Source organism: Anaeromassilibacillus sp. An250, assembly GCF_002159845.1.
GTDB lineage: Bacteria > Bacillota > Clostridia > Oscillospirales > Acutalibacteraceae > Anaeromassilibacillus > Anaeromassilibacillus stercoravium.
In genome coordinates this window covers 1-25,169 of sequence record NZ_NFJK01000023.1, presented here as the reverse complement: position 1 = coordinate 25,169, position 25,169 = coordinate 1, and the positions used below count along the sequence as shown (strand labels likewise).

At 58.1% G+C, this 25,169-nt stretch carries 16 protein-coding genes and 1 tRNA gene; 8 read left to right on the top strand and 9 right to left on the bottom strand.

Annotation, left to right across the window (positions count from 1 at the left end; all coding sequences use genetic code 11):
- Positions 1-3: 3 nt before the first annotated feature.
- The 6 genes from B5F54_RS15445 to zapA all read right to left on the bottom strand — a co-directional run bounded on the left by B5F54_RS15445 (position 4) and on the right by zapA (position 5,266).
- Positions 4-1,017, bottom strand: a complete 1,014-nt coding sequence (locus tag B5F54_RS15445) for a rod shape-determining protein (protein ID WP_087235102.1) — start codon at positions 1,015-1,017, stop codon at positions 4-6.
- Positions 1,018-1,238: 221 nt separating this feature from the next.
- Positions 1,239-1,793 carry a Maf family protein gene (locus B5F54_RS15440; protein WP_087235101.1) on the bottom strand — a complete coding sequence of 185 codons (555 nt, stop codon included), beginning with the start codon at positions 1,791-1,793 and terminating at the stop codon, positions 1,239-1,241.
- 4 nt (positions 1,794-1,797) lie between these two features.
- Entirely contained in the window at positions 1,798-2,064 is a 267-nt protein-coding gene (locus tag B5F54_RS15435) for a DUF4321 domain-containing protein (RefSeq protein ID WP_087235100.1), read from the bottom strand.
- A 12-nt stretch (positions 2,065-2,076) separates the two neighbouring features.
- Positions 2,077-2,517, bottom strand: a complete 441-nt coding sequence (gene dut, locus B5F54_RS15430) for a dUTP diphosphatase (RefSeq protein WP_087235099.1) — start codon at positions 2,515-2,517, stop codon at positions 2,077-2,079.
- A gap of 99 nt (positions 2,518-2,616) precedes the next feature.
- On the bottom strand, positions 2,617-4,719 hold the full coding sequence (locus B5F54_RS15425; RefSeq protein ID WP_087235098.1) for a peptidase U32 family protein: 2,103 nt from the start codon (positions 4,717-4,719) through the stop codon (positions 2,617-2,619).
- On the bottom strand, positions 4,709-5,266 hold the full coding sequence (gene zapA / locus B5F54_RS15420) for a cell division protein ZapA (protein ID WP_087235097.1): 558 nt from the start codon (positions 5,264-5,266) through the stop codon (positions 4,709-4,711). The genes B5F54_RS15425 and zapA overlap by 11 nt, the downstream gene beginning before the upstream one ends.
- Before the next feature lie 407 nt (positions 5,267-5,673).
- Here zapA and B5F54_RS15415 point away from each other — a divergent pair, with 407 nt between their 5' ends.
- The 4 genes from B5F54_RS15415 (at position 5,674) to B5F54_RS15395 (ending at position 18,940) form a co-directional block, all read left to right on the top strand.
- Positions 5,674-8,145 (top strand): glycogen/starch/alpha-glucan phosphorylase, encoded by a 2,472-nt coding sequence (locus B5F54_RS15415; RefSeq protein ID WP_087235096.1) that lies wholly within the window; start codon positions 5,674-5,676, stop codon positions 8,143-8,145.
- Between the two features lie 335 nt (positions 8,146-8,480).
- Positions 8,481-10,391 carry a glycoside hydrolase family 13 protein gene (locus B5F54_RS15405; protein WP_087235094.1) on the top strand — a complete coding sequence of 637 codons (1,911 nt, stop codon included), beginning with the start codon at positions 8,481-8,483 and terminating at the stop codon, positions 10,389-10,391.
- 100 nt (positions 10,392-10,491) lie between these two features.
- Positions 10,492-10,568: transfer RNA gene (locus B5F54_RS15400), tRNA-Arg, on the top strand.
- A 659-nt stretch (positions 10,569-11,227) separates the two neighbouring features.
- Entirely contained in the window at positions 11,228-18,940 is a 7,713-nt protein-coding gene (locus B5F54_RS15395) for a glycoside hydrolase family 2 TIM barrel-domain containing protein (RefSeq protein WP_087235093.1), read from the top strand.
- A 200-nt stretch (positions 18,941-19,140) separates the two neighbouring features.
- Here B5F54_RS15395 and B5F54_RS15390 read toward each other — a convergent pair whose 3' ends face one another.
- From B5F54_RS15390 to B5F54_RS15380, 3 genes are all read right to left on the bottom strand, one after another.
- On the bottom strand, positions 19,141-19,398 hold the full coding sequence (locus B5F54_RS15390) for a helix-turn-helix domain-containing protein (RefSeq protein WP_087235092.1): 258 nt from the start codon (positions 19,396-19,398) through the stop codon (positions 19,141-19,143).
- Positions 19,399-19,468: 70 nt separating this feature from the next.
- Complete coding sequence (locus tag B5F54_RS15385; RefSeq protein ID WP_087235091.1) at positions 19,469-20,806, bottom strand: MATE family efflux transporter; 1,338 nt, start codon at positions 20,804-20,806, stop codon at positions 19,469-19,471.
- A gap of 323 nt (positions 20,807-21,129) precedes the next feature.
- Positions 21,130-21,654 (bottom strand): hypothetical protein, encoded by a 525-nt coding sequence (locus tag B5F54_RS15380; RefSeq protein ID WP_087235090.1) that lies wholly within the window; start codon positions 21,652-21,654, stop codon positions 21,130-21,132.
- A gap of 149 nt (positions 21,655-21,803) precedes the next feature.
- Between B5F54_RS15380 and B5F54_RS15375 the strand changes: the two genes are divergently transcribed.
- From B5F54_RS15375 to B5F54_RS15360, 4 genes are all read left to right on the top strand, one after another.
- Positions 21,804-22,532: a metallophosphoesterase gene (locus B5F54_RS15375; RefSeq protein ID WP_087235089.1), complete on the top strand. Its 729-nt coding sequence runs from the start codon at positions 21,804-21,806 to the stop codon at positions 22,530-22,532.
- Positions 22,529-23,161, top strand: coding sequence for an epoxyqueuosine reductase QueH (locus B5F54_RS15370; protein WP_087235113.1), 633 nt, complete (start codon positions 22,529-22,531; stop codon positions 23,159-23,161). Before B5F54_RS15375 ends, B5F54_RS15370 begins: the two co-directional genes overlap by 4 nt.
- Positions 23,162-23,295: 134 nt before the next feature.
- Positions 23,296-24,459: an MFS transporter gene (locus tag B5F54_RS15365; RefSeq protein WP_087235088.1), complete on the top strand. Its 1,164-nt coding sequence runs from the start codon at positions 23,296-23,298 to the stop codon at positions 24,457-24,459.
- A gap of 60 nt (positions 24,460-24,519) precedes the next feature.
- Positions 24,520-24,936, top strand: a complete 417-nt coding sequence (locus B5F54_RS15360) for a winged helix-turn-helix transcriptional regulator (protein ID WP_087235087.1) — start codon at positions 24,520-24,522, stop codon at positions 24,934-24,936.
- Positions 24,937-25,169 lie beyond the last annotated feature (233 nt).

Here is a 25,169-nt window from a genome sequence, read left to right as displayed (position 1 = left end):
CGCTTATCTGCGGGCCTTGTAATAGGACGACGGCATGGTGACCTCCAGGCGCTTGCCGGTGCCGTCCACCACACAGTCCAGCGGGCTATCCGCCACATGGACGGGCATGCCCGTCTCCTGCTCCACCAGCTGGTCCAGGCCGCGCAGCAGCGCGCCGCCGCCGGTCAGCATGATGCCGTGGTCGATGATGTCCGCCGAAAGCTCCGGCGGGGTCTTTTCCAGCGTGCTCTTGATCGCGTCGACGATGGTCGCGAGCGGGTCGGAGAGCGCTTCGCGCACTTCCTCCGCGCTGATCGTCACGTTCTTGGGCAGGCCGTCCACCAGGTTGCGCCCCTTGATCTCGACGGACGCGCGGTCCTCTTCGCTGCCGGTCGGGAACGCCGAACCGATGGCGATCTTGATCTCCTCTGCGGTGCGCTCGCCGATCAGGAGGTTGTATTTCTTTTTGACATAGGAAATAATAGCCTCATCGAATTTATCGCCCGCCACGCGCACGGAGCAGGAGGTGACGATATCCCCCAGGGAGATCACAGCGACTTCCGCCGTGCCGCCGCCGATGTCCACCACCATGCTGCCGGTCGGGTCCGCCACGGGCAAGCCCGCGCCGATCGCCGCGGCCATGGGCTCTTCGATCAGCTCCACCTGGCTGGCGCCGGCCTGGCGCGCTGCGTCCTCAACGGCGCGGCGCTCCACCTCCGTGACGCCGGAGGGGATGCACACCACGATGTGCGGGCGGCTGAACGCGGTGGATTTCACCGCTTTTTTGATAAAGTGCTTGAGCATGGTCGCGGTGATGTCGAAGTCCGCAATCACGCCGTCCTTGAGCGGGCGCACGGCGACAATGGAGCCGGGCGTGCGGCCAATCATATCCTTTGCATGGGACCCGACCGCCAACACCGTGTCAGTACGGACGTCCACAGCGACAACAGAAGGCTCGCGCATCACGATGCCCTTCCCCTTCATATATACAAGCGTATTGGCGGTGCCGAGATCAATTCCGATATCCTTAGAAAACATGGCCAACATTCCCCTTTCAAACAACACCCACGACCGGGTTTTCATCCAGCGGCGCGCTGTACGGTTTTTCTATGAGTAAACCCATCCGCTCCGCGCTTATGCAGGGCACGGGTATTTTACATAAACTTTATTATACCCGCTGGTATGCCAATTCTCAACAGAAAAATTGTGAACAAATAAACTTTGGCAAATTCCACATTTTGCCATGAAGAAAACCGCCTTTAAACGGCAAAAGTCCGCAGAATTCGCGCCACGCGCGCGACCGGCAGGCCCACCACATTGTAGTAATCGCCGCGGATCCCCTGCACCAGCAGGGCGCCTTTGCCCTGGATGCCGTACGCGCCCGCCTTGTCCATGGGTTCCCCGGTGGCGACATAGGCCTGGATTTCCTCCTCCGCGAGCGGGTAGAACGTCACTTCGGTCCGCTCCGCCCCCACCTCGCAGCGCCCGTCCGCGAGCACGCAAAAGCCGGTGAACACCTCGTGCGTCTTGCCGGAGAGCAGCCGGAGCATGTCCGCCGCGTGTGCGGGGGTCTTGGGCTTCCCGAGGATGGCGCCGCCCAGCGCGACCACGGTATCCGCCCCCAGCACGACCGCGCCCGGGTGCTGCGCAAAGCACGCCTCCGCCTTGCGCCGGGCCAACAGGCGCACCGCCTCCTCAGGCGGGGTGCCGTCCGCAAAGCGTTCGTCCGCATTGGCCGGCGCGGTTGTATAAGGAATCCCCGCCAGGTCCAAAAGCTCGCGCCTGCGCGGGGAAGCGGATGCAAGGTACAGCATGGGATCACTCCTTTATATGGATTCTCGTGTACCCCAGGATCGCGGCCAGCAGCAAAATCGCCTGCGCCACGTTGACCTGGATGGACAGCCCAAAGGTCAATTTCAAGATGGCGAGGTCCAGCGTGACAGGTTCCAGGCCAAAGCCGGTGCTCATGCCCAGCCAGGAGAGGAACGAAACGCCCTGTACCGCCGAACCGATCACGCTGCCCAACACAATGGCCAACAATAGCAGCACAATGAGCAGCAGGCCGCGAATCAATGTCTTTTTCATCGCCGCGCCCCTTTACCGGCCGGTGGAACCGAAGCCGCCTGCACCGCGCTCCGTCTCGCCCAGGTCGTCCGTCTCCTCCAGAGGGAGGTTCAACACCGGCATCAGCACCATCTGCGCAATCCGCTCGTTCGGCTCGATGGTGTACGGCTCCCCGCCCACATTGCACAGGCCGACGCAGATTTCGCCGCGGTAGTCGCTGTCGATCACGCCGACCGCGTTGGAGAGCGACACGCCGTGCTTAATCCCCAGCCCGCTGCGGGCAAAGATCAGAGCGACCATGTTTTCGTCGGGCAGGGCGATCGCCAGGCCCGTCGGGATACGCACCAGCTCGCGCGGCGCGATGGTCACCGGGGACGGGATGCAGGCGTGCAAATCCATCCCCGCCGCGCCCGCGCTGGCGCGCTCCGGCAGGATTGCATTTTCATTCAAGCGTTTGATTTTCAAAGATTTCATAACCAACGTCCTTCGTTTGTATTGCGTTGCCTTCTATCACGTTCTCGTAAAAACCCCAGCGCCGCGGGAAGCCCCCGGCCGCACGCCGGGGAGGATCGGTCAGCCCATCACCCATCCCTTATAATAGAGGCCGCGCGTAAACGTCCCCTGTGCGGGCGGCGTGCCGTCCGCGCGGAGATAGGCTTCCAGGATGCGCTGCTGCTCTTCCTGCGTCTCTGTGGTAAACCGCAGCACGCCGAAATCCATCTGTTTGACTTCCGCCAGGCGGTCCGCCATCCAAAGCGGCACGGAGTTGAGCACTTCGCTGCACGCGCCATAGCACTGCACCGGGAAATGGACACCCTTGCGGTCTGTCAGCTCCGGGGCTGCCGTGCAATGCAGGCAGCCCTTCGCAGAATTGGCCGCAGGGCAGTTCCGGGTCAGCATCAGCGGCAGCCGCCCATAGAGCACCAACCCGCGGGGCAGCTCCCCGCCCAGCGCCGCAGCCGCGGACAGCGCCAATTCGAAGCTCAGCTCCGTATCCGCCAGGCCAAACGCAGCATACCACTCGATCGCCGCGGAATTTGTCACATTTAAAGAAAAGCCGCCGTGTACCGTCATCCCCAGCTCTTTGGCAAGCGCCGCCGCGCCCAGGTTTCCTGCCCAGACGTGCGTGACGCCCGCGTCCCGGGCTTCGGCCAAGCGCTGTTTGAGCGCCTGCTCCATGCCGAACAGCCCGCGCGGCAGGTCCAGCGCCACGCGGAAGCCCTCTTCCTGGAGGGCCGCCAGCTTCTCCGGCACAGTCGTATAGGGGAGGTAGACCCGTTCGCACTGCTTTGCCGCCTCCGGCAGGCTGGCGTTGGCAAACCGCGCCCGCAGCGGCAATTTTCCATCCGGGGGGTATACCCGGTGCGGCGTGGGAGAGAATGGTTTCATGGAAAACGCCACCGGTTCATGCACCGCGCGCAGCCATTCCAGCTTTTCCAACGCCTCGCGGCGCAGCCGGTTCAATAGGGACACCGGGACGCTCAGGCCGTCCTCCAGATCACAGGAAACCTCCTGCGCCAAAAACGGCGTCCCGCCCGTTTTGCGCAGCTGCTCCACACACCGCTCCTCGGTGACCGGCTTGTTCCGCGCCGCCTCGGGCGGCGGCGACTGGGCAAACGCCTCGCGCCCATCGCCGTCCCGGACGGACAGGCACACCGGTTCCCCCGCGTGCACGGTCAGCCGGAACGAGACCGGCACCCGCTGGCATTCCTGGCGGTACAGGTTCCGCAGCTCGGAGAATACCTCCTCGGTCGCGCCGGTGACGTCCTCCTTGGTCCGCGTGCCGAACATCTCCCGGCCCAACCGCCCGTCGAGATACCCGGTGGTGAACCCGGAGCGGGAGAACACCGCGCCCAGGTTGCGCATCAGGTCCGGCGGAAGGGGTTGGCCGTCTGCCGCCAGCCGGCAGGCGTGTGTCGCCGCAGCCACATATTCCGGCCGTTTCATGCGGCCCTCGATCTTTGCGCTCACCACGCCCGCCTTCGCCAGCTCGCCGATGCGTTCGATCATGGACAGGTCCTTCAGGCTCAGGTCGTGCCCCGTCCCCCCAGGGGCGGAAAACGGCAGGCGGCACGGCTGGGCGCACAATCCCCGGTTGCCGCTGCGCGCCCCCAGCATGGAGCTGAAATAGCACTGGCCGGAAACGGACATGCAGAGCGCGCCGTGGACAAACGCCTCCAGCTCCACCGGGCAGGCGGCGTGCACCCCGGCAATCTCGTTCAGGGACATCTCCCTGGACAGCACCACGCGGGCCATCCCCGCCTCGTATGCCGCGCGCACCCCGGCGGGCGTATGGAGCGACATCTGGGTGGACGCATGCATGGGCATCCCCGGCGCGCACGCGCGCGCCAGCAAAAAGAGGCCCATATCCTGCACAAGGACGGCATCCACCGGCAGGGTGCAGGCGTATTGCAGCAGTTCCAGCGCGGGCAGCAGCTCGTTCTCCTGCAAAAGCGTATTCAGAGCGAGATAGACCTTCACCCCGCGCGCATGGCAGTAGCTGACCGCCTCCTTGAGCGCCTGCCCGTCAAAATTCTGCGCATTGGCGCGGGCACTGAACGCGGAAGCCCCCAAATACACCGCGTCCGCACCGGCGCGCACCGCTGCCTGCAAGCTCTCCGGCCCTCCCGCAGGGGCCAAAACCTCCGGGGCTATATTCGTTTCGTTACAGTTCATCGTCTTTTTTCTCAAAGAAGCTCATGAACCCTTCCGGGTCTTCCACAACGGTCTGCGCGCGTTCCCCTGGGATGTGTTCCCGCGAGGGGCGCGCATAGCCCTGCTGCCGGGGGGCTGCCTTTGCGGGCTTTTGCTGGGCGGGCCGCTCCGGTTCCTGGGCGCTCTGCGGCCCGTGCGTTGCCTTGGCCATCTGCTCTGTCTGTTCGGAGAGGCGCGCCCGCAAGGTCTGCATCTCCTTTTTCAGGCGCTCCACTTCCCTGCGCGCTTCGTCCGCCTCTGTGCGGGCGCGGGAGGAATCCTCCAGATAGTCCTTGATCTGGGAGCGCAGGTTGTCCGCCGCGTCCTCGGCCTTATGCTGGGCGTCGCAATAATTCAGCGCCGAGATAATCCCGGCCGTGGTGATCGAAATATGCGGATTTTTTTCCACCATCTCGGTGATCCCGGCCTCTACCTCCTCCGCAATCGCGTGGATGTACGACTCGCTGTCGTCCGAGGTGAGGGCGAATTCAGCCCCGCAGATATTCAGCCGGATGCGGTTTCTGCTCATGAAAACATACCCCCTATTTCCTGCCGGCACGGCATGGGAATGCGGCCGCACCGGTTTTTCTATCTCTATAGCAGTTTTTATTATAGTCTATTTTGGTCAAATAAGGAAGCGTTTCTTTTCTAAAAACAGAAAAGCTCTTCAAAACGGCCATAAACTTGAAATTTAGTAAAAATGCATAAATTTAAGCCGAAAATCATTTGCAAGGGACGCATTTCTTCCGCCCTATCGGAAAGGCTGTTTTTGGCTTGTCCATGCGGAAATCGGATGTTCCCGGATAAAAATGGAAATTCGCGGACAAAAGAATGATTTTGTTGTAAATTAGTAATAATTGGTATATAATAAGTATGTATGACCAACCGGTCATTCTCTCACATATATATACTTCTTGGACATTTGGAGGATTTCTTATGAACTACCGGCTGCCGATCAATACGATCAAAGAACAAATTGAAGCAAAGCTGCAGCATAACTTTGGCCTGACGCTGGAAAACGCAACCGACGATCAATGTTATAAGGCTGTTGTTCTTGTCGTGCGCGACCTCATGGTAAAAGGGTACCTCGAATTTAAGAAGCGTGCCGAAGAGACGCACACCAAGCGCGTCTATTACCTCTGCATGGAATTCCTGATGGGACGCTCCCTGAAGAACAACCTGTACAACCTCGGGATTGAAGAAGATTTCCGCAAGGCGCTTTCCGAAATGGGCCTGAAGCTCGACAACCTGTATGAGAAGGAGCCGGACGCGGGCTTGGGCAACGGCGGCCTTGGCCGTTTGGCGGCGTGTTTCCTGGATGGCCTGTCCACACAGGGGTATCCCGCAATGGGGTATTCGCTCTGCTATGAATATGGCATCTTCCGCCAGAAATTGGTCGACGGCTGGCAGACGGAGCTGCCGGACTTCTGGCTGCCGGGTGGAAAAGTTTGGCTGCAAGAGGTGCCGGAGAAGCGCGTAGAGGTCCACTTTGGCGGCCACATCGAAGAATACTGGAATAACCAATACCATATTGTAAACCATAAGGACTACGAAAAAGTGATGGCGGTGCCGTACGACATGTATGTATCCGGCATGGACGGCCGGGGCATCAATGTGCTGCGCATCTGGTCCGCGCGCGGCGAAGCCTTCGACATGTCCCGCTTCAACAGCGGCGACTACCTGCGCGCAATGGAGCAGAACGCCATGGCGGAGGTCATCACAAAGGTCCTCTATCCGGAGGACAATCACCTGGAGGGCAAGAGCCTGCGCCTGTCGCAGCAGTATTTCCTGGTGTCCGCAACGATCCAGGACATCATCCGCCGCCACTTGTTTAAGTACAGCACGCTCGACAATCTGCCGGATTGCGTAGCCATCCATCTGAACGACACGCATCCCGTGCTCGCCATCCCCGAGATGATGCGCGTGATGCTGGACGAATGCGGCTATACCTGGGAAGCGGCCTGGGACATCGTCACCCGGACGACCGCGTACACCAACCACACCGTTATGGCGGAAGCGCTCGAATGCTGGAACGAAGAGCTCTTCAAATTCCGCCTGCCGCGCATCTATCAGATCGTGCAGGAGATCAACCGCCGCTTCTGCGAATCCATGCACCAGCGCCATGTGGACGGCTACAAAGTGGGCCGTATGGCCCCGCTGAACGACGGCTACGTCAAGATGGCGAATCTGGCGGTCATCAGCGCCCACTCTGTTAACGGCGTTTCCGCGCTGCACACCGATATTCTCAAAGAAACCGTCTTCAATGATTTCTACACCGAGATGCCGGAGAAGTTCCAGAACGTGACCAACGGCATTGCACACCGCCGCTGGCTGAACCAGTCCAATCCGGAGCTGGCTTCCCTGCTGACGGAAAAAATCGGCGACGGCTATATCCACGACGCCGCACAGCTGGAGAAATTCCTGGAATTCAAGGACGACGCCTCCGTATTGGAGCAGCTTGGCAAGATCAAGCGCAACAACAAAATCCGTCTGGCCGAATATATCAAGAAGGCGAACAACATCGTGCTCGATCCGGATTCCATCTTCGACATCCAGATCAAGCGCATGCACGAATATAAACGCCAGCACCTGAACGCCCTGCACATCCTCACCCTGTATCAGTGGCTGCGCGACAACCCGAACGCCGATTTCACGCCCCACACCTATATCTTCGGCGCGAAAGCCGCTGCGGGCTATTACTTTGCAAAGCAGATGATCCGCTTCATCGTCAACCTGGCGGAGACCATCAACAACGACCCGCGCGTCAATCAGAAGCTCAAGGTGGTCTACGTGGAGGATTACCGCGTGACGCTGGCCGAGCTCCTCACCCCGGCGGCGGACATCAGCGAGCAGATCTCCCAGGCCGGCACAGAGGCCTCCGGCACCAGCAACATGAAGTTCATGATCAACGGCGCGGTGACCCTGGGCACGCTCGACGGCGCGAATGTGGAGATCCACGAGGCGGTCGGCGACGACAACATCATCCTGTTCGGCATGACCACACCGGAGGTTGCCGCCCTGAAGCGCTCGGGATACCGTCCGCGCGTGTTCTATGAGAACAACCCCGTTATCCGCAGGGCCATCGATGAGATGAACAAGGGCTTCTGCGGGGTTTCGTTCCGCAACATCACGGACTCCCTCCTGAACGAAGACCCGTACATGGTCCTTGCCGACTTCGAATCCTACTCGCAGGCACAAAAGCGCGCAGAGGCCCTCTATAACGATCATGCGCGCTGGAACCAGATGAGCCTGGTCAACATCGCAAAAGCGGGCCGCTTTGCGGCAGACCGCGCCATCCGCGAATATGCCGACAACATCTGGCATGCAACGCCTGTGCCGCCGGCTCCGGCCGCGGATAAGACGGTCAAGGCGACCGTGAAAAAGCCAATCTTTAAAAAGATGCGCTAATTCGGAGATTTCCATTTTCGGATTGTGTGGATCGGGCGGGTGGATTTGCCTGCATGGTGGACGGCATGAACCATGCCTCCAGGCTGTGCAATTCACTCCCGGTTCGATCTTCCTGTCCTTTTGTGCAGAACCGTTTTCCCGGGCCCGCCGCCGGGCGCCGCAGGGCGTCCGGCACAAAAGCTGCGTGCAGCTTTTGGAATGGAACAGTTCCTGTTCCATGGCGGGCCCGGTTTGTATGGCGTCTGTTTTGCGGCCTTTCCATTTTTAATATGGAATAAAAAACACGCCAATCGATCAACGTCTTATATTTCGTCATAAAAAAGAGGGGAAACACCATGTTCAATTCACGCAACCCGGCTTACCGGAACCCAACGGGCGCAGTACCCGCAAAGTCGCCGGTCCATTTCCGCATCAACGTCTCGCGCGACCTGAAATGTTCCGCCGCCAGGCTGGTGGTGCAGGACGACAACTGGGGGCAGACGGAGAATTTCGGCATGTTTTGGTGCGGGATGGATGGAGAAAACCACGAATGGTGGGAATGCCACTTTACGCCCAAAGCGCCCGGCCTCTATTTCTACCGGTTTTATATCGATACATGGCGGGGTACGTTGGAATTGAAGAAGGGCTTTGGCGGGGAAGGCTCGACCGAAGCGCACAATGGGCCGTGGCAGCTCACCGTCTACGACCCCAGCTTTGACACGCCCCACTGGATGACCGGCGGGATTATGTACCAGATCTTCCCGGACCGTTTTTACAATTCCGGGACGCCCAAGGCCAATGTCCCCCAGGATCGTAAATTGCACGAGCACTGGGGGGAACAGCCCGATTGGAAGCCGGATGAGCGGGGGATCATCACCAATTCGGACTACTTTGGCGGGGACCTGAAGGGCATCGAAGAAAAGCTCCCCTATTTGGAGTCCCTCGGCGTGACCTGCATCTACCTGAACCCCATCTTTGAAGCGCACTCCAACCACCGGTACAATACGGCGGATTACTCCAAAATCGACCCCTTGCTCGGCACGGAGGCCGACTTCCAGCATCTGTGCGCCGCAGCAAAAAAGCGCGGGATGCATGTGATCGTGGACGGCGTCTTCAACCACACGGGCAGCGACAGCATCTATTTCAACCGCGAAAAGCGCTACCCGGTGGAAGGCGCGTACAATTCCCAGCAGTCGCCCTACTCCTCCTGGTACAACTTCCATCCATGGCCCAACCAATACGACTGCTGGTGGAATTTCGACACCCTGCCGGACGTCAACGAATGCGATCCCTCCTACAATGACTACATCAATGGCACCCATGGGATCATCCGCAAATGGCTGGCGCTGGGCGCGGACGGATGGCGCCTGGATGTTGCCGACGAATTGCCGGACGAATTCCTGGAGAACCTGCGCGATGCGGCAAAGGCGGAAAAGCCCGACGCGGTTATTTTGGGCGAAGTCTGGGAGGATGCCTCCAACAAAGAAGCCTATGGGCAGCGCCGCAAATATTTCCAGGGACATCAGCTCGACAGCGTGATGAACTACCCGTTCCGCAACGCCATCTTGGGATTCTTAACCGGCGCGGACGCGGCCAATATGATGGAGATCATCATGAATATTGTGGAGAACTATCCGCCGCAGGTGTTGCGCCTTCTGATGAACCACATCGGTACGCACGACACCGAACGCGCCATCACGGTCCTTGCGGGGGAACCCATGGGCAACCACGGCCGCGACTGGCAGAGCAGCACGCATCTTTCGCGCGAGCGCAGGCAAAAGGGCCTTCGTCTCATGCGTCTGGCGGCGTTGATGCAATACACCCTGCCGGGGGTCCCCTGTATCTATTACGGGGACGAGGCGGGCCTGGAAGGGTACCGCGACCCGTTTAACCGCGGCTGCTACCCCTGGGGCCACGAGAACGAAGGGCTGGTTGAATGGTACCGCCGCCTTGCAAGACTCCGCAAATCCTGCCCGTGCCTAAACGAGGGCATTATCTATCCCTTGATGGCAGGGGATCACTGCATGGCCTATATCCGCGACGACGGCGAACAGCGTCTCCTGGTGGCGATCAACGCGGGGGAACAGGACCACTGCATCTATCTGCCCCCGGAGTGGCACGACGCAGAAGCGTTGATTGGGAAGCTTCCCGACGAGCGCAGCGCGCTTTTCCTCCCGCCGCTCGATTGCGTTGTCTTGAAATGGTCCTATCCGGCGCCAAAAGAGAAACCGGCACAGCCCGCACCCGGCCCGAAGGATCTGCAATAAAAGAAATTCCTGCAAATTATGGAATATTTTTTGAAAAACCCCTTGTATTTTTCGGACAAACATGCTATTATACTATGGCAGCTTTAAGTGAGCTGTCTATGCGCTCGTAGCTCAGCTGGATAGAGTGTCTGACTACGAATCAGAAGGTCAGGGGTTCGAGTCCCTTCGGGCGCGCCACAAAAAGTCAACTTAGTGCTTGTCGCTGAGTTGACTTTTTCTTTTTCTTTCACTGCTCATCCTCCAATCGCACTTCGCCCTAGGGGGCTCGTGTTCTTGGGAAGGGACCTCGGCAACAAAAACGCTCCACAGGAGCTTTTTTGCGTCTCAACTTCGGGCGCGCCACAAAAAGTCAACTTAGTGCTTGTCGCTGAGTTGACTTTTTCTTTTTCTTTCACTGCTCATCCTCCAATCGCACTTCGCCCTAGGGGGCTCGTGTTCTTGGGAAGAAACGTAGGGCACGCCATAAAGAGTCAATTAAGTGCTTGTCGCTTAATTGACTTTTTCTTTTTCTCTCGCCTCTCATCCTCCAATCGCACTTCGCCCGAAGGGTCGTGTATCCTTGGGAGGAATACAAATACACCCTGATAGATATGCTTTATTTTCTGGAAAACTTCTGGATTTTCTTTCAAAAATTGGTTTCATCTGTTAGAAGATCTCTTTGAACTGTAAAAAATATTAACTGGATAAAACTATTATAATCAATCCAGAAAAATACAGAAAAAAAGCCGTGATAAAGTTAAAAAGTATTAGGCAATACGATCAAAACGGAGGTGATAGGATAAATTTGGATGGCCTAAATTCTTTTGGGAGAGATTGATAGGAAAAGGAGAAACATTATGAAACAGCGAAGGATTGCTTGGCTGTTGGCGCTCACCATGCTGTTCAGCGGGACGGGCCTTGGGAATGTGGTTTCCATGGCTGTGACCGCGGAACCGGGCGTCCAATGGACAGGCAGCGAATGGACTGGGCAGCCCACGCAGTATCAAGTGAACCGCGAACCTGCCCACACCGCATTTGTCCCGTACGATACGGAAGAAAAAGCGCTCGCACGGTCCGAAGAGGACTCCGCGTACTACCAGCTCTTGAACGGGGACTGGGCATTCCAGTATGCGGACAAACCAGCGGACCGCAACACGGAATTTTTCAAAGAGGACTACGACGTCAGCGACTGGGATACCATCCAGGTCCCCGGCAACTGGCAAACCCAGGGGTATGATAAGCCGATTTACTCCAACTCGACTTACCCGTGGACGATGAACGGCGGCGGTTCGGCCGATACCACCAACGCCACCGCTCCAACCACGTACAACCCGGTCGGTTCCTACCGCCGGAGCTTCACCGTGAAGCCCGAGATGCTGGAAGGCGGACGCCAGATCTTCATCTCGTTCCAGGGCGTGGAATCCGCATTCTACCTCTGGATCAACGGCCAGCAGGTGGGCTACAGCGAAGACAGCTACACCCCGGCGGACTTTAACATCACCCCCTATCTCCATGAGGGTGAAAACTCCGTCTCCGTCCAGGTGTACCGCTGGTCGGACGGCAGTTACATGGAGGACCAGGACTTCATCCGTTTGAGCGGCATTTTCCGCGACGTATACCTCTATTCCAAAGACGAAGTCGAAATCTTCGACTATGAGGTGGTCACCGACCTCGACGACGCCTACGAAAATGCGCAGTTCGAGCTTTCCATCAAGGCGCGCCAGCTGACGCAGGATGCGCCGGAGGGATACACCGTCCGCGCCCGCCTGCTGGACGACCAGCAGAACGCCATCGTGGAGCAGGAATTCCCGGTGACGTTCGGCAGCGACGTGGATGAGAAGGGGCATGCCGTCTGCACCATGGACTATGGGCAGACCATCCTCTCCCCCAAGCTCTGGAGCGCAGAAAAGCCGAACCTGTACACACTGGTTCTGGAATTGTGCGACGACACGGGCGCCAGCGTGGAGTTTGCCAGCTCCCGGATCGGCTTCCGCGAGGTGGAGCTGCGCGATAACACCGGCCTGTTTGTCAATGGCAAAAATGTCATCATAAAAGGCTTTAACCGCCACGAGACTTCGCCGGACACGGGCCGCACCGTCAGCCGCGAACTGATGGAGCAGGACATCATCCTGATGAAGCAGGCCAACGTCAACACGGTCCGCACGGCGCACTATCCGAACAATACCTATTGGTATGAGCTGTGCGACGAATACGGCATGTACGTCGTTGACGAAGCCAACATCGAGGCGCACGGCGCCATGCATAAGATCCCGGGCGACGACGCGGAAAAATGGGCGGATGTCCATCTCGACCGCGTGAAGAGCATGGTCGAGCGCGACAAGAACCACCCCAGCGTGATCATGTGGTCCATGGGCAATGAGTCCGGCGCAGGTTCCGTGTTCCAGATCCTGTACGATTGGACCAAGGCGCGCGACAATACGCGCCCGGTCCACTACTTCAATTCCAGAGGAGACGGAAATGCCACCTATTCGGACACCCGTTCCTCCACCTATCCATCCGCAGACGGCTCCTTCTCCGGGCGTATCAGCCTGCCGGCCATTGGGACAGACAGCAACCCCAAGCCCTATCTTGCACACGAATATGCGCACTCCATGGGCAACAGCACCGGCAACCTCCAGGAATATGTGGATGTCTTTGAAAAATACGACAAGCTGATCGGCGGCTGCATTTGGGACTGGGTAGACCAGTCGATCCGCGTCGATCTGGGCGGCGATAAGAAGAACGTCCTGACCGACAGCAGCCACAACCAATTCCAGGCCGAATTCGCCGGCTCCCTGGTTGCAGGCAAGGACGCGGACAACGCGCTCAAGGGCACCGCAGAGCTGCCCGCCGACCCGGCCTTCGACACAACCGGCAGCTTCTCCGTGGAAGCGCTTGTCTGTCAGACGGGCAAAAATACGGAAGGCTACGACACCATCGTTGCCAAGGGCAACGAGCAGCTTACGCTGCAATACACCAAGGGCAACCTGGAATTCTGCTACAAGAGCGGCAATTCCTGGGTCTCTGCGACGGTCGCCGCACCTGCGGACTGGCTCGACAACTGGCACCGGATCACCGGCGTGTTCAGCGCAGAGGACGGCACCTTGAAGATCTATGTGGACGGCGTGGAACTGAAATCCGTATCCACCGGCGGCAAGAATGTGCGCAATACCAACACCTATGCCGTCACGGTGGGTGAAAACCTGGAGCGCCCCGGCCGTGAATTCACCGGCCTGATCGACGAAGTGCGCATTTATGACCGCGCACTGACGGCGCAGGAGGTCGCGGATGCGAGCGTTCCTTCCAACGACGAATCCGTCCTGTTCTGGTGTGATTTCGGCGCAGTGGATACCGAAAACAAGCTGGTTGACAACGGGCCCTTGGGGCTGAACGCCGCCTATGAAGGCACGTTGGAAGCCCGCGGCGGCATTGGCAACGGCACCGCTTTGGAAGGCACCGCAACCTTGCCCGTGAGCGAGGCTCTCGACCTGACCGGCAGCCTGACCCTGGAAGCGCTTGTCTATCCGGACAAGGTCTCCGGCAGCACCAACGGCGCCATCGTCACAAAGGGCAACAGCCAGTATGCGATGAAGTACATCGGCAACACATCGACCGGCAAGAGCGTGGTGGAATTCTTCATCTACGACGCAAACGCGACCGGCAGCACCAGCGCCACCTGGATCAGCCTTGAAGCGACCGTCCCGGACGACTGGTTCGAGAACTGGCATCAGGTCGTCTCTACATTTGACGCAGACGCGGGCACCATCAACATCTACATCGACGGCGAGCTCTGCGCCAGCAAAGAGGTCACCCAGAAGACGGTCACCTCCAACGATTACGCGGTCGCCATCGGCACCGATACGGAGCGTACCGGCCGTGAATTCCAGGGAAAGATCGACAATGTGCGCATCTATGACCGCGCGCTCTCGCTCGAAGAGATCAACAGCGAAAGCCGCACGCCGGAAGACGACGGCGTTGTCCTCTGGATGGACTTTGATTCTGTCAAGGAGATCGATACCGGCGAAAACCAGCAGTGGTATTTCGGCTACGGCGGCGACTGGGGCGACAACACCAACGACGGCAACTTCTGCGGAAACGGCGTTGTATTCCCCGACCGCTCCCTGCATCCCGCCTATCAGGAGGTCAAAAAGGCCTATCAGGGCGTCAAGCTCACGGCGAAAGACCTCGAAACCGGCGAGATCCAGATCGAAAACCTCCTCGACTTCACCAATTTGAACGAGTACGAGGGCGTTTGGACACTGTACAACAACAATGAGGTCATCCAGTCCGGCGTTCTGACGGACGAGCAGCTCGACATCCCGGGCGGCGAGACCAAAGTGGTGACCATCGGCTATCACACGCCCGAAACCGTGCGCGAAGGCAGCGAATTCCTGCTCAACATCGAGTTCCGCCTGAAAGAGGATACCCTCTGGGCGGACAAGGGAACCACCATGGCGTTCGAGCAGTTCGAACTGAGCTTTGACGCAAACGAGCCCGGTCTCATACTGGACACCTCCGCGACGTTCACCGAGGTCACGGAAAGCGGCGACACGCTGACGGCCAAGGGCGAGGGCTTTGAGGTCACCTTCGACACCGCCAAGGGCGAGCTGACCTCCTTTAAGAACAACGGCAAGGAACTGATCCACAATGCGCCGGAGCCGAACTACTGGCGCGCAAGGATCGACAACGGCACCATCAACACCAAGTACCGCGACCCGGCAACCACCGTCGGCGAGGTAACAGTGGAGAAGGACGAGCATAAGATCGTCATCACCGTGCCGCTCTCCTATTCCACCCTGAACAATTCCACCAATGTCATCACCTACACCGTGTACCCCTCGGGCGACATCGTGGTCAACAGCGAATTCGACTCCAAGGCGTCCGAAATGCTGGGCCGCGTGGGTATGAAGATGGAATTGCCCGCAGGCTATGAGAACATCACCTACTACGGCAGAGGGCCGGAAGAAAACTATGTGGACCGCAAGACCGGTTCCCCGATCGGCGTGTATGACAACACCGTGGACGGCATGTTTGTGCCGTACCTCAAGCCGCAGGAGAACGGCAACCGCACGGACGTCCGCTGGGTCTCCCTGACGGACGAGGCGGGCGACGGCATCCTGTTCTCCACCGACACCCCGATGGAGTTCGGCGCGCTGCACTATTCCGCTTCCGAGCTGAACAGCAAGGCGCATCCATACCAGCTCACCCGGGCAGACCAGGTCTATCTGACCCTGGACTACATGCAGACCGGCCTTGGCAACGGCAGCTGCGGCCCGACCATGTTGGAAAAATACAAGGTCCTGTCCAACCGGCAGTATTCCTTCACCTACCGGATGCGTCCGGTCACCAGTGAGACGAACACCGTCGAACAGAAGATGGAGCAGGCACAAAAGGCGATCATCACCCAGACGCTCACCGGCATCGAGGTCGACGGACGCGCCCTGCCTGATTTCTCGCTGGACAAGCACGAGTATACCATCCCCTATCTGAGCGCCCGCACGGAGCTCCCACATGTGGAAGCGGTCACCGCGCATTCCTCCATCCAGGCCGAAGTGAAGCAGCCTACGTCCTTCAGCGATACCGCAGAGGTCCGCATCGACGACGCGGACGGCAACCCGCAGGTGTATACCATCCACTTCACCCAGATGGATGAAATCCCGCTGGAGGACGTGGCATGGAAGTCCGCCACCACGGGCTGGGAAGACATTTGCTTCGGCACCAACCTCGAAGGCGGCCCGATGGAGCTGACGGTCAACGGCGAACGCACGCAGTTCAACAGCGGCCTGGGCGTCCATGCTTCCTCCGAAATCGTCTATGACATCGAGGGCCTCGGCTACGACATCTTTGAGACGTATCTCGGCCTCGACTGGCTGGGCAGCATCGCCAGCGACGGTTCCGAATCCCGCGGCGAAGCCCGGTTTGAGATCTGGGTGGACAACGAGCAGGTCTACACCTCCCCGGTCATGACCCAGGATACCGAGGCGGAACACGTCCGCCTGAACATCATCGGCGCGAAGGAGCTCAAGCTGGTCGTCGATTCCATGGGAACCAACGCGCACGACCACAGCGACTGGGCAAACGCCCGCTTCCTGCCGAGGGGCGAGGGCGACTTTGAGCAGATCGAAGTCACCGGCATTCCGGAGCAGATTCAGCTCAAAGAGGGTTCCACCTATACGCTGAACCTCGAGACCGACCCCGCGGATGTATCCATCGCCTATGGCGTAGCGTCCACGGACGGCGCGCTCTCCATTCAGAACAACCAGATCACCGGCGAGCAGGCCGGACATTCCGAGATGCTGGTTTCCCTCACCAAAGAGGGCTTTGAATCCCAGTATCTCTCCATCCCGGTCAGCATTTATGCAGAAGAACCGGCCATCGTCGCGATCCAGGAAGAAGCCCTTTCCACGCTGGTGGGGCATGCGCCAAATATGCCGGAAGAAGTCCGGGTCTTCTATTCGGACAACACCAGCGGCATGATCGGCCTGAAGTGGGCGGACATCGACGCTAGCGACTATGCGCAGGAGGGTTCCTTCACAATTGAAGGCACGGTCGAAGGTACCTCCATCAAGGCAATCTGCACGGTGGAAGTCAGCAAGTCCAACACCGTTTCCACTGTGGAAGAAGTCAGCGCTTCCGTGCCGTATGAGGGAACGGTTTCCCTGCCGCAGCAGGTGACCGTCACCATGGCGAACGGCGCGCAGGAAGTCCGGAACGTCACCTGGGGCGACCTCAGCGGCGCTTCCAGCGTTTTGGGCCAACACGTCCTCACCGGCACCGTGGAAGACACCGACCGTCCGGCGGTCTGCCGCCTGTATGTGTACAGCGAGATCAACCTGGTCTCCGCCATCGCATCCAGCGCCGCAGAGACTACGGTAGGCGTTGCACCGGTTCTCCCGGAGACCGCTTCCGTCACCTATGTGGACGGGACGCAGGGAACGCTTCCGATCGTTTGGGACACCATCCCAGAGGATGCCTGCCAGCAGGAAGGCAGTTTCACCGTCTACGGCTATGCAGCCGGCTTCGGCGCGCAGGCACAATGCACGGTGACGGTTGGCGAGTCCACGGACCCCGACCAGGAATATGGATTCACCGTGAACTTCACCACGAATGCGGAAATTTCCGTCAACGGTGAAGACAATGCCATCGCAAACCTGATTGGCAAGTACACCTCCTCCCTGAAGGCGGGCGACGCATACACGCTCGTCTTTACCCCCAGAGTGGACGGCAGGGAGTTCTCCGCAGTCCTGGTCAACGGCGAGGATTGCAGCGATCAGATCGCTTACGACGAAGAAACCAACACCACGACCTTTACCTATGAGGGCAGCATGGCGGCTGCGGCGCAGACGCTGGAATTCACCTTCACCGTCGTGGACAAGCAGATCCTCCGCAATGTGATCGCAACGGCAGAGGGCTTGGCCGGCGGCGACGAATACAACGCAGCCATCCCGACGGTACAAAAGATCTTTGACAATGCTTTGCAGGCGGCGAAGGACGTTGAAGCGGACCATGCGGCCACGCAGGACGCGATCAACGGCGCATGGAGCGACCTGCTCGACGCCATCCATCTGCTGGGCTTTGCAGAGGGCGACACCACCGAGCTGGAAGAGCTGCTCGCCATTGCAGGCATGCTCGACGAAGCGGGCTACACCCCCTCCAGCTGGTCCGTGCTCCAAGAGGCAATGGACGCGGCGCAGGAAGTGCTTGCGGACGAAGAGCCTCTCCAGGCGGACGTAGAAGAGGCATATGATGCCCTCTATGATGCCCTGACCAATTTGGACCTCGTGGCGGATACCAGCAAATTACAGGCCGTCGTAAACCAGGCGGAAAGCATCGACCTGGCCGACTATTTGGAGGATGGACAGGATGCGTTCCTGGAAGCCCTCGATGCGGCGAAGGACGTCCTGGAAAACCTGGACGCTACGCAGGCAGAGGTTGACGAGGCGGCGGAAACCCTGAACCGCGCAATGGCAGCCCTGCGGAAAATCCCGTCCCGCGAAGAGCTGCAAAAGCTCATCGACGAGACAGAACAGATCGACCTGGACGAATACACCGACCGGAGCGCGGCAAGCCTGCAAGCAGCCCTGCGCGTCGCAAAGGCGGTCGTTGCAGACGCCAACGCGAGCAAGGAAGAGCTTGCCTCCGCATACAACGCGGTGCAGACGGCACGGGACGGCCTTGTGAAGGCCGAAAACCAGCAGCCACAGAAGGGTTCCAGCGGTTCCACCTCGGCGAATGCGTCCAACGCATACGGCGCGGCGGGCGTCTCCGTCGTGACGGCTGCACAGAACGTCGCTACACCGGCGAGCGTGCGCAGCGACACGACCGTGGACTTCACCCTGCTGCACGGCCAGGCGTATTGCTTTAAGATGACCGTCGTCAATGGCAACGGCATGGCGCCGAGCTTTACGGTTGGCAATGGCAGCGTGCTCAAGACGCAGTTCCTGACCCAGATCGGCAACGATTATTATTACAGGGTTTGGGCGACCGGCACGCCGGGCCAGAGCACGGGCGTTTATACGACCCTGCCGGGCCAGAACGCTGTGAAGCATTGTGCAGTGACGATTGCGTAAGAGCTTTCGTAGACGGACGCTACGCGTCCATTGCACGGTAACCATTGGCTAATCGGAAATAGCAGAAAAGGGGAAGACTCTTCCCTGTAAACAAGAGAGCTCCCGCTCTGGATTTCTCCAGAGCGGGAGCTCTCTCTTTTGTAAGAAACTTCGTTCCGATTCATTTCTATCCATGCCGGCCATGGATTCCCAAGCAATCATTATCCATTCCGATCACTATTTGCTTCCTTCGGCTCCTGAAAGGCTTCCGAGGGCCGGATTTGGAAATATTCACACATCCGGCAAAACTGCTCCACATCAAACGCATCGGGCACGTCATCCGCCTCTAAACACTGTAAAAGGGACTCCTCTACCAACGTATTTTTCGAAAGCTCTTCAAGGGAGATTCCCCTTTCCCGTCGAAGCCGCCGGAAATTCTGGCACATTCGAAGCAAATCGCGTGTTACTTTGTCCTTCATGTTTCTTCCCCCTTAAAATCCTTGTTTTCATCATAACAGGATTTTAAAGGCGTGTCAGGGGGATTTTGACCTAATGCGCAAGCCCTTTTTCTTCTTTCAAGGCGGGCCATACCGTACACAGCATGGTGATAAAGCTTGCCGCGCCGCCCACAAAGTTGGAAATCGGTTCCGCCCAGAAGACGCCGTTCACGCCCATCTGGAATAGGCCCGGCAGCAGGATGGTCAGCGGGATGACGATAATCACCTTGCGGAAGATCGAGAAAAAGATCGCATGTTTTGCCTTGCCCAGCGCCACAAACGTGGATTGCCCGGCAAATTGGAAGGTCATCATGAAGAACCCGAAGAAATACATGTGCAGCGCCGGAATGCTCGCCTGCAACAGGGCTGCGTCGTCGGTATTAAAGATCTGTATAAAGAACTGCGGGAACAGGAACACCAACAGCCACGCCACCAGCGTATACGCCATGCAGCTCAGTGTCATGAACACAATGCCCTTTTTCACCCGCCGGTATGCCTGCGCGCCGTAGTTAAAGCCCAGCACCGGCTGCGCCCCGCTGGTCAATCCGTTGACCGGCATGGTGAGGATGTCGCGCACCGAGTTGAGGATGGTCATAACACCCACATAGAGGTCACCGCCGTAGGCCTGCATCTGCGCGTTGCAGAGGATCTGCACAGCGCTGTTGGTGGCCGACATCGTAAAACCCGAAAAGCCCATGGCTGTGATCTGTTTGGACATCCCGCCGTGCAAAAAGAACTTCGCTGGTTTCAGGCGCAGGATCGCCTTTTTCCCGCTCAAAAAGCAGAGCACCCATGCCGCGGACAACCCCTGCGAGAGCACCGTCGCAATCGCCGCGCCGCGGACGCCCATCCCAAAGGCAAAGATAAAGATTGGGTCGAGCACCAAATTCGCCACGGCACCGCTCAACACGCTGAGCATGCCGACGCGCCCGAAGCCCTGCGAATTGATGAAATTGTTCATCCCCAGGCTGACCATTACAAAGAGGGTACCGGCCAGATAGATCAGCATGTAGTCCCGCGCGTAGGGATACGTCGCGTCGCTCGCACCGAACAGATACAAAAGCGGCTTTAAAAAGAGATAGCCGAGGGCGGTCAGAGCCACCCCGCTGATGAGCAGCAGCGTATAGGAACACTGCATGATGCGCCCGGCCTCTTCCTTTTCCCCGCGCCCGCGTGCAATGGAACAGAGCGGCGCGCCGCCCATTCCAAAGAGGTTCGCAAAGGCGTTCAAAATATTGATGATGGGAAAGGTCACGCCCAGGCCCGTCAGCGCCAACGTGCCCACGTCCGGAATGCGCCCGATATAGACGCGGTCCACCACGCTGTACAGCAGGTTGATGAGCTGCGCCAGCATCATCGGCATGGCCATATTCATGATATTTCCAGCCATGCTTCCCTTGGTAAAATCGTTCTGTGCGTCTTTCGTGTGGATTCTCCCCTTTCCCCCACCAGGCGGCGATCTTCCCCTTTTGAGGTCAAAAGTGGGCCCGCATCCAAACAACGCGCGCCCAAAATCATTTGATTATTAATAGTATAATGCCGAAAAATAGCTCTATAGTTCCGCAGGCGACTTACCATACAAAAGCTTGCGCTTTCATAAAAAAGCCGGAGAACACGTTCTCCGGCACAGGTATCGTTTTTCAACAGGATGGACATCCCATGAAGGATTCGGAAGGAATGTAAGACGGGAGCTTTTCCCGCGCTAGGAAGGGCTTATGCGCGCTTCAGGGCGTCGATCTCGCGGCCCTGCTCTGTGACGATTCGCTCCAAATTGCGCACACGTCCGCGCAGGGAATCCAATTCGTCCGCCTCCGGCAGACGTTCCAAAATCTGGGCATGGCCTTCGGCCAACAGGCGGATCGGCTTCATCACGCCGCTCTCTATGTAGGCATGGGTGCGGGTTTCGCTGGCGTGGATTTCCTCTTTCAGCTGTGAATGGAATTCTGTGCGCAGGCGTTCCTCGCTCGCGCGGATCTCCGTTTCCAGCTTCGATTGGAATTCCGTGCGCAAACGGTCTTCTACCTGGCCCATTTCCCCACGCAAACGGTCTTCGCTGGCACGAATTTCTTCCTGTATTCCGGTGCGCGTCCGCTCTTCACTGGCATGAATCTCGGTTTCCAATTTCGAATGAAATTCCACGCGCAAACGCTCTTCGACTTGGCCAATTTCTCCACGCAAACGCTCTTCGCTTGCCAAAATGAGCTGCGCAATCGCTTGGATGTCCTTCTCCTCCAACATACCAGTTCCCCTCCTGCGTACATCCGGTTTCGTTGGTTCCATTTTAGCATAACCGGATAGGCGATGCAAGAAAAGGGGCAGATTTTTCACCCCGGATTTGCTTTTTCCAAACCGGCTTGTTACAATAGATGCAAAAGGGGGGATACCGCATGATCTATATCACAGGCGACACGCATATTCCTTATGACGTGACAAAACTGACGACCAAGGCGTTCCCCGAACAGAAAAAGCTGACCAAAAACGATTATGTGTTGATCTGCGGCGACTTCGGCGGCGTGTGGACCGGGCCAGGCGGTTCGGACGACTTCTGGCTCCGCTGGTTTAAACGCAAACGGTTCACCACGCTGTTTGTCGATGGCAACCACGAGAATTTCAGCCTGTTGAACCAATACCCGGTGGAGCTGTGGAACGGCGGCAAGGTACACCGCGTGACGGACCACGTCATCCACCTGATGCGCGGCCAGCTTTTCACGCTGGATGGCTGCAAAATCTTCACCATGGGCGGCGGCGCCTCCGGGGATGTGGAATTCCGGACCGAGGGCGTCTCCTGGTGGCCGGAGGAAATGCCGAATGCGGTCGAATACGGGGAGGCGATGCGCACCCTGATGGACGCACAGTTTGCGGTAGATTACGTCGTCACGCATACGGCGCCGCTTCAGATCGTCAACCAATTCCGCAAGCGGCCGAGAGAAGAACCCTTCAACCGTTTTTTAGAGGGGATTGACGCGCGGCTTCACTATAAGCGCTGGTATTTCGGCCATGTGCATAAGGATCTCGACGTGGATGAACGCCACACGGCGGTGTACCAAAACCTTCTCCCCCTGGGGCAAGGCCAGGTGGATTTTCAACCGAAAGAGGACGGATGGTGGAAAATATGAACAAGCGAAACTATCAGAAAGAACTGGATGTGGTTTTGGCGCATTTGGAGCAGGAAACGCTGCGGCCCAAGCTGCTGCTGCACGCCTGCTGCGCGCCTTGCAGCAGCTATGTACTGGAATACCTCTCCCGCTATTTTTCCATCGTCCTGTTTTACTATAATCCAAACATCTCCCCGCAGGAGGAATACGAAAAGCGCGTGGCGGAGGTACGCCGCCTCTTGCAGGAAATGCCGCTTGCGGGCCCCGTTACATTGACGCTGGGCGATTACGAACCCGAGCGCTTTTTCGACCTGGCAAAGGGCCACGAAGCGGAACCCGAGGGGGGAGACCGCTGCACCCTCTGTTACCGCCTGCGCCTGACGGAAGCAGCACAGGCTGCAAAGGATCTGGCATGCGACTATTTTACCACCACCCTTTCCATCAGCCCCTACAAAAACGCCGAGAAATTGAATACCATCGGCGCGGAGCTGGCGAAAGAGTACGGCGTCCCCTATCTATTCTCCGACTTCAAAAAGCGGAACGGGTACAAGCGCTCCATCGAGTTGAGCCGGGAATACAACCTTTACCGCCAGAACTATTGCGGATGCGTCTATTCCCGCGCGGCAGCCCTGGCGCTGGACGCCAAATAAAACGGACGAAAGGGACTTCTCTATGAATCCTCTGCATTGATTTGTCTTTTCCTGTTTCGACAAAACAGGCCCGTAGGATGATGCCCGGCGGGCTTTGATTTGTGTTGCCATTTTTCACGGAAAGGAAATTCACGATGCAGAAACGAAACATTCGGCTCTGCTATGCGATCGCATTTTTGCAGGGCCTTGTCTTTTATGCGCCGGTCGCCACGCTGTACCGGCAGGCGAACGGCGTGGGCGTTTTTCAAATCACGGTGATCGAAAGCATCTCCCTTGCGGCCAGCCTCGCGATGGAGCTTCCCTGGGGCTGGATCGCCGACCGTATCGGCTACCGCAACACGCTGGTGATCTGCCATTTTCTCTATTTTATCTCCAAAATCGTCTTTTGGCGCGCGGAAGGGTTCGGCTGGTTTCTCACGGAACGGCTGCTGCTCTCCATTGTTTTGTCCGGCCTATCCGGATGTGACAGCGCCTATCTCTTCCTCTCCATGGGCGGGAACAACTGCCCGGAGCGGGAGTCCCGCCGCATCTTTGGTCTGTGGGAAGCGCTGAACACCGCGGGACTGGTGCTTGCCTGCATGGTCTTTTCTCTCTTCATCGGGGAGAACTACCGCTTGGCGGCGCTGTTTTCCGCCTATACATACGGGGCGGCCTTTCTGCTCTCCCTGTTTTTGCCATCCGTCCCTTTGGAAGCTGCCGCCGCCCGGCCCAAACTGCGCGCATTTTGGGCCACGCTCTTCCAAGACCGGCGGTTCCTGCTCTTTCTCCTAGGCGCCGCGCTCTTGGCGGAAAGCAAACAGACCATCACGGTGTTCTTAAATCAACTCCAATATCTGCGCAGCGGCATCCCGCCCGTTGCAATGGGCATTTGCACCATCCTGGTGACCTTGTCGAGCCTTTTGGCCGCGCAATCGCACCGCTTGGCTGGCCGCCTCGGGGAGCGCCGTTCGGCTATCCTGCTGTTTGGCACGGGAGGGATGGCCTGCATCCTCATGGCGCTCTTTGCGCAACCCATCCTTTCAGTTGCCGGGATGATGGCGTTGAGCGCGGCGGGCGCCCTATTTATCCCTTTGCGTATGGACATTCAAAACCGGCATATCTCCGTCGCCAACCGCGCGACAGCGTTGTCCGTGCATTCCTTTGTGATGAACCTGACGGCCACCAGCACAAATTTGGCCTTTGGCGCCCTGGCCGATCATTCGGTGATTCCTGCCCTTTTCCTGGGGGCCGCGTTTTGTTTTTTCGGTCTATTTCTATGTTTCCGGGGAAAAGTGCTTGCCAAACATCCGGGAATATGATATCATCGGTTTTATAGATTGACTCTATATTCATGAGTGAATATAGAAAGGAGCGGCGGTATGAAAAAGGATAAGGAAAAAAAGAAGAAGCGGTTAAAGCGGGCTTCCCCCTCCCCCGCGCCCGTGGAGGTTGTGTCTGCCGGGGAAAGCGTCCAACTGGCTGCGCCGGAAGCGCCCCTCGTCTATTTTCTGCGCGTGGCGGGCGGCAAATGGAAAACCCGGATTTTATGGGCGCTGCAAGATGGGAAATGCCACCGCTATGGGGAGATCAAAAGTGCGGTATCCGGCATCACGGATATGATGCTCAGCCAAAGCCTCAAGGACCTCTGCGCGGACGGGTTGCTGCACCGGCAGCAGTATCAGGAGATTCCCCCAAAGGTGGAATACAGCCTGACCCCCTCTGGGAAAACACTTTTGCCCGCGTTGAACGCTTTGTGCGAGTGGGAACGCCAAATGGAACTTTCCAACCATTCATAACGAGGAAAATGAACGTACCAATACTGCTCCTCTTGGCATATACGTAAGAAAAATACGAAAACAGGAAGGTCCCTGTCCCGGAAATTTTCTCAGGACAGGAACCTTGCTGTTTACAGGGGACGCACAGCGTCTTTTCGCGGGCACACAGTGCCTTTCGCGGGCACAAAGTGCCTCTCTCGCCTACGGCGTTCCCTAAGAAAGCAAACGGAAAAGAGTTTGCTTTCTGCTCCATA

What these genes read in the sequence shown, in the direction of transcription:
- B5F54_RS15435 (WP_087235100.1), bottom strand. Translation starts at nt 2,064, where the DNA reads ATGAAAAAGACATTGATTCGCGGCCTGCTGCTCATTGTGCTGCTATTG.
- B5F54_RS15370 (WP_087235113.1), top strand. Translation starts at nt 22,529, where the DNA reads ATGAACAAGCGAAACTATCAGAAAGAACTGGATGTGGTTTTGGCGCAT.
- B5F54_RS15375 (WP_087235089.1), top strand. Translation starts at nt 21,804, where the DNA reads ATGATCTATATCACAGGCGACACGCATATTCCTTATGACGTGACAAAA.
- dut (WP_087235099.1), bottom strand. Translation starts at nt 2,517, where the DNA reads ATGAAATCTTTGAAAATCAAACGCTTGAATGAAAATGCAATCCTGCCG.
- B5F54_RS15445 (WP_087235102.1), bottom strand. Translation starts at nt 1,017, where the DNA reads ATGTTTTCTAAGGATATCGGAATTGATCTCGGCACCGCCAATACGCTT.
- B5F54_RS15390 (WP_087235092.1), bottom strand. Translation starts at nt 19,398, where the DNA reads ATGAAGGACAAAGTAACACGCGATTTGCTTCGAATGTGCCAGAATTTC.
- zapA (WP_087235097.1), bottom strand. Translation starts at nt 5,266, where the DNA reads ATGAGCAGAAACCGCATCCGGCTGAATATCTGCGGGGCTGAATTCGCC.
- B5F54_RS15365 (WP_087235088.1), top strand. Translation starts at nt 23,296, where the DNA reads ATGCAGAAACGAAACATTCGGCTCTGCTATGCGATCGCATTTTTGCAG.
- B5F54_RS15385 (WP_087235091.1), bottom strand. Translation starts at nt 20,806, where the DNA reads ATGGCTGGAAATATCATGAATATGGCCATGCCGATGATGCTGGCGCAG.
- B5F54_RS15395 (WP_087235093.1), top strand. Translation starts at nt 11,228, where the DNA reads ATGAAACAGCGAAGGATTGCTTGGCTGTTGGCGCTCACCATGCTGTTC.
- B5F54_RS15405 (WP_087235094.1), top strand. Translation starts at nt 8,481, where the DNA reads ATGTTCAATTCACGCAACCCGGCTTACCGGAACCCAACGGGCGCAGTA.
- B5F54_RS15415 (WP_087235096.1), top strand. Translation starts at nt 5,674, where the DNA reads ATGAACTACCGGCTGCCGATCAATACGATCAAAGAACAAATTGAAGCA.
- B5F54_RS15440 (WP_087235101.1), bottom strand. Translation starts at nt 1,793, where the DNA reads ATGCTGTACCTTGCATCCGCTTCCCCGCGCAGGCGCGAGCTTTTGGAC.
- B5F54_RS15360 (WP_087235087.1), top strand. Translation starts at nt 24,520, where the DNA reads ATGAAAAAGGATAAGGAAAAAAAGAAGAAGCGGTTAAAGCGGGCTTCC.
- B5F54_RS15425 (WP_087235098.1), bottom strand. Translation starts at nt 4,719, where the DNA reads ATGAACTGTAACGAAACGAATATAGCCCCGGAGGTTTTGGCCCCTGCG.
- B5F54_RS15380 (WP_087235090.1), bottom strand. Translation starts at nt 21,654, where the DNA reads ATGTTGGAGGAGAAGGACATCCAAGCGATTGCGCAGCTCATTTTGGCA.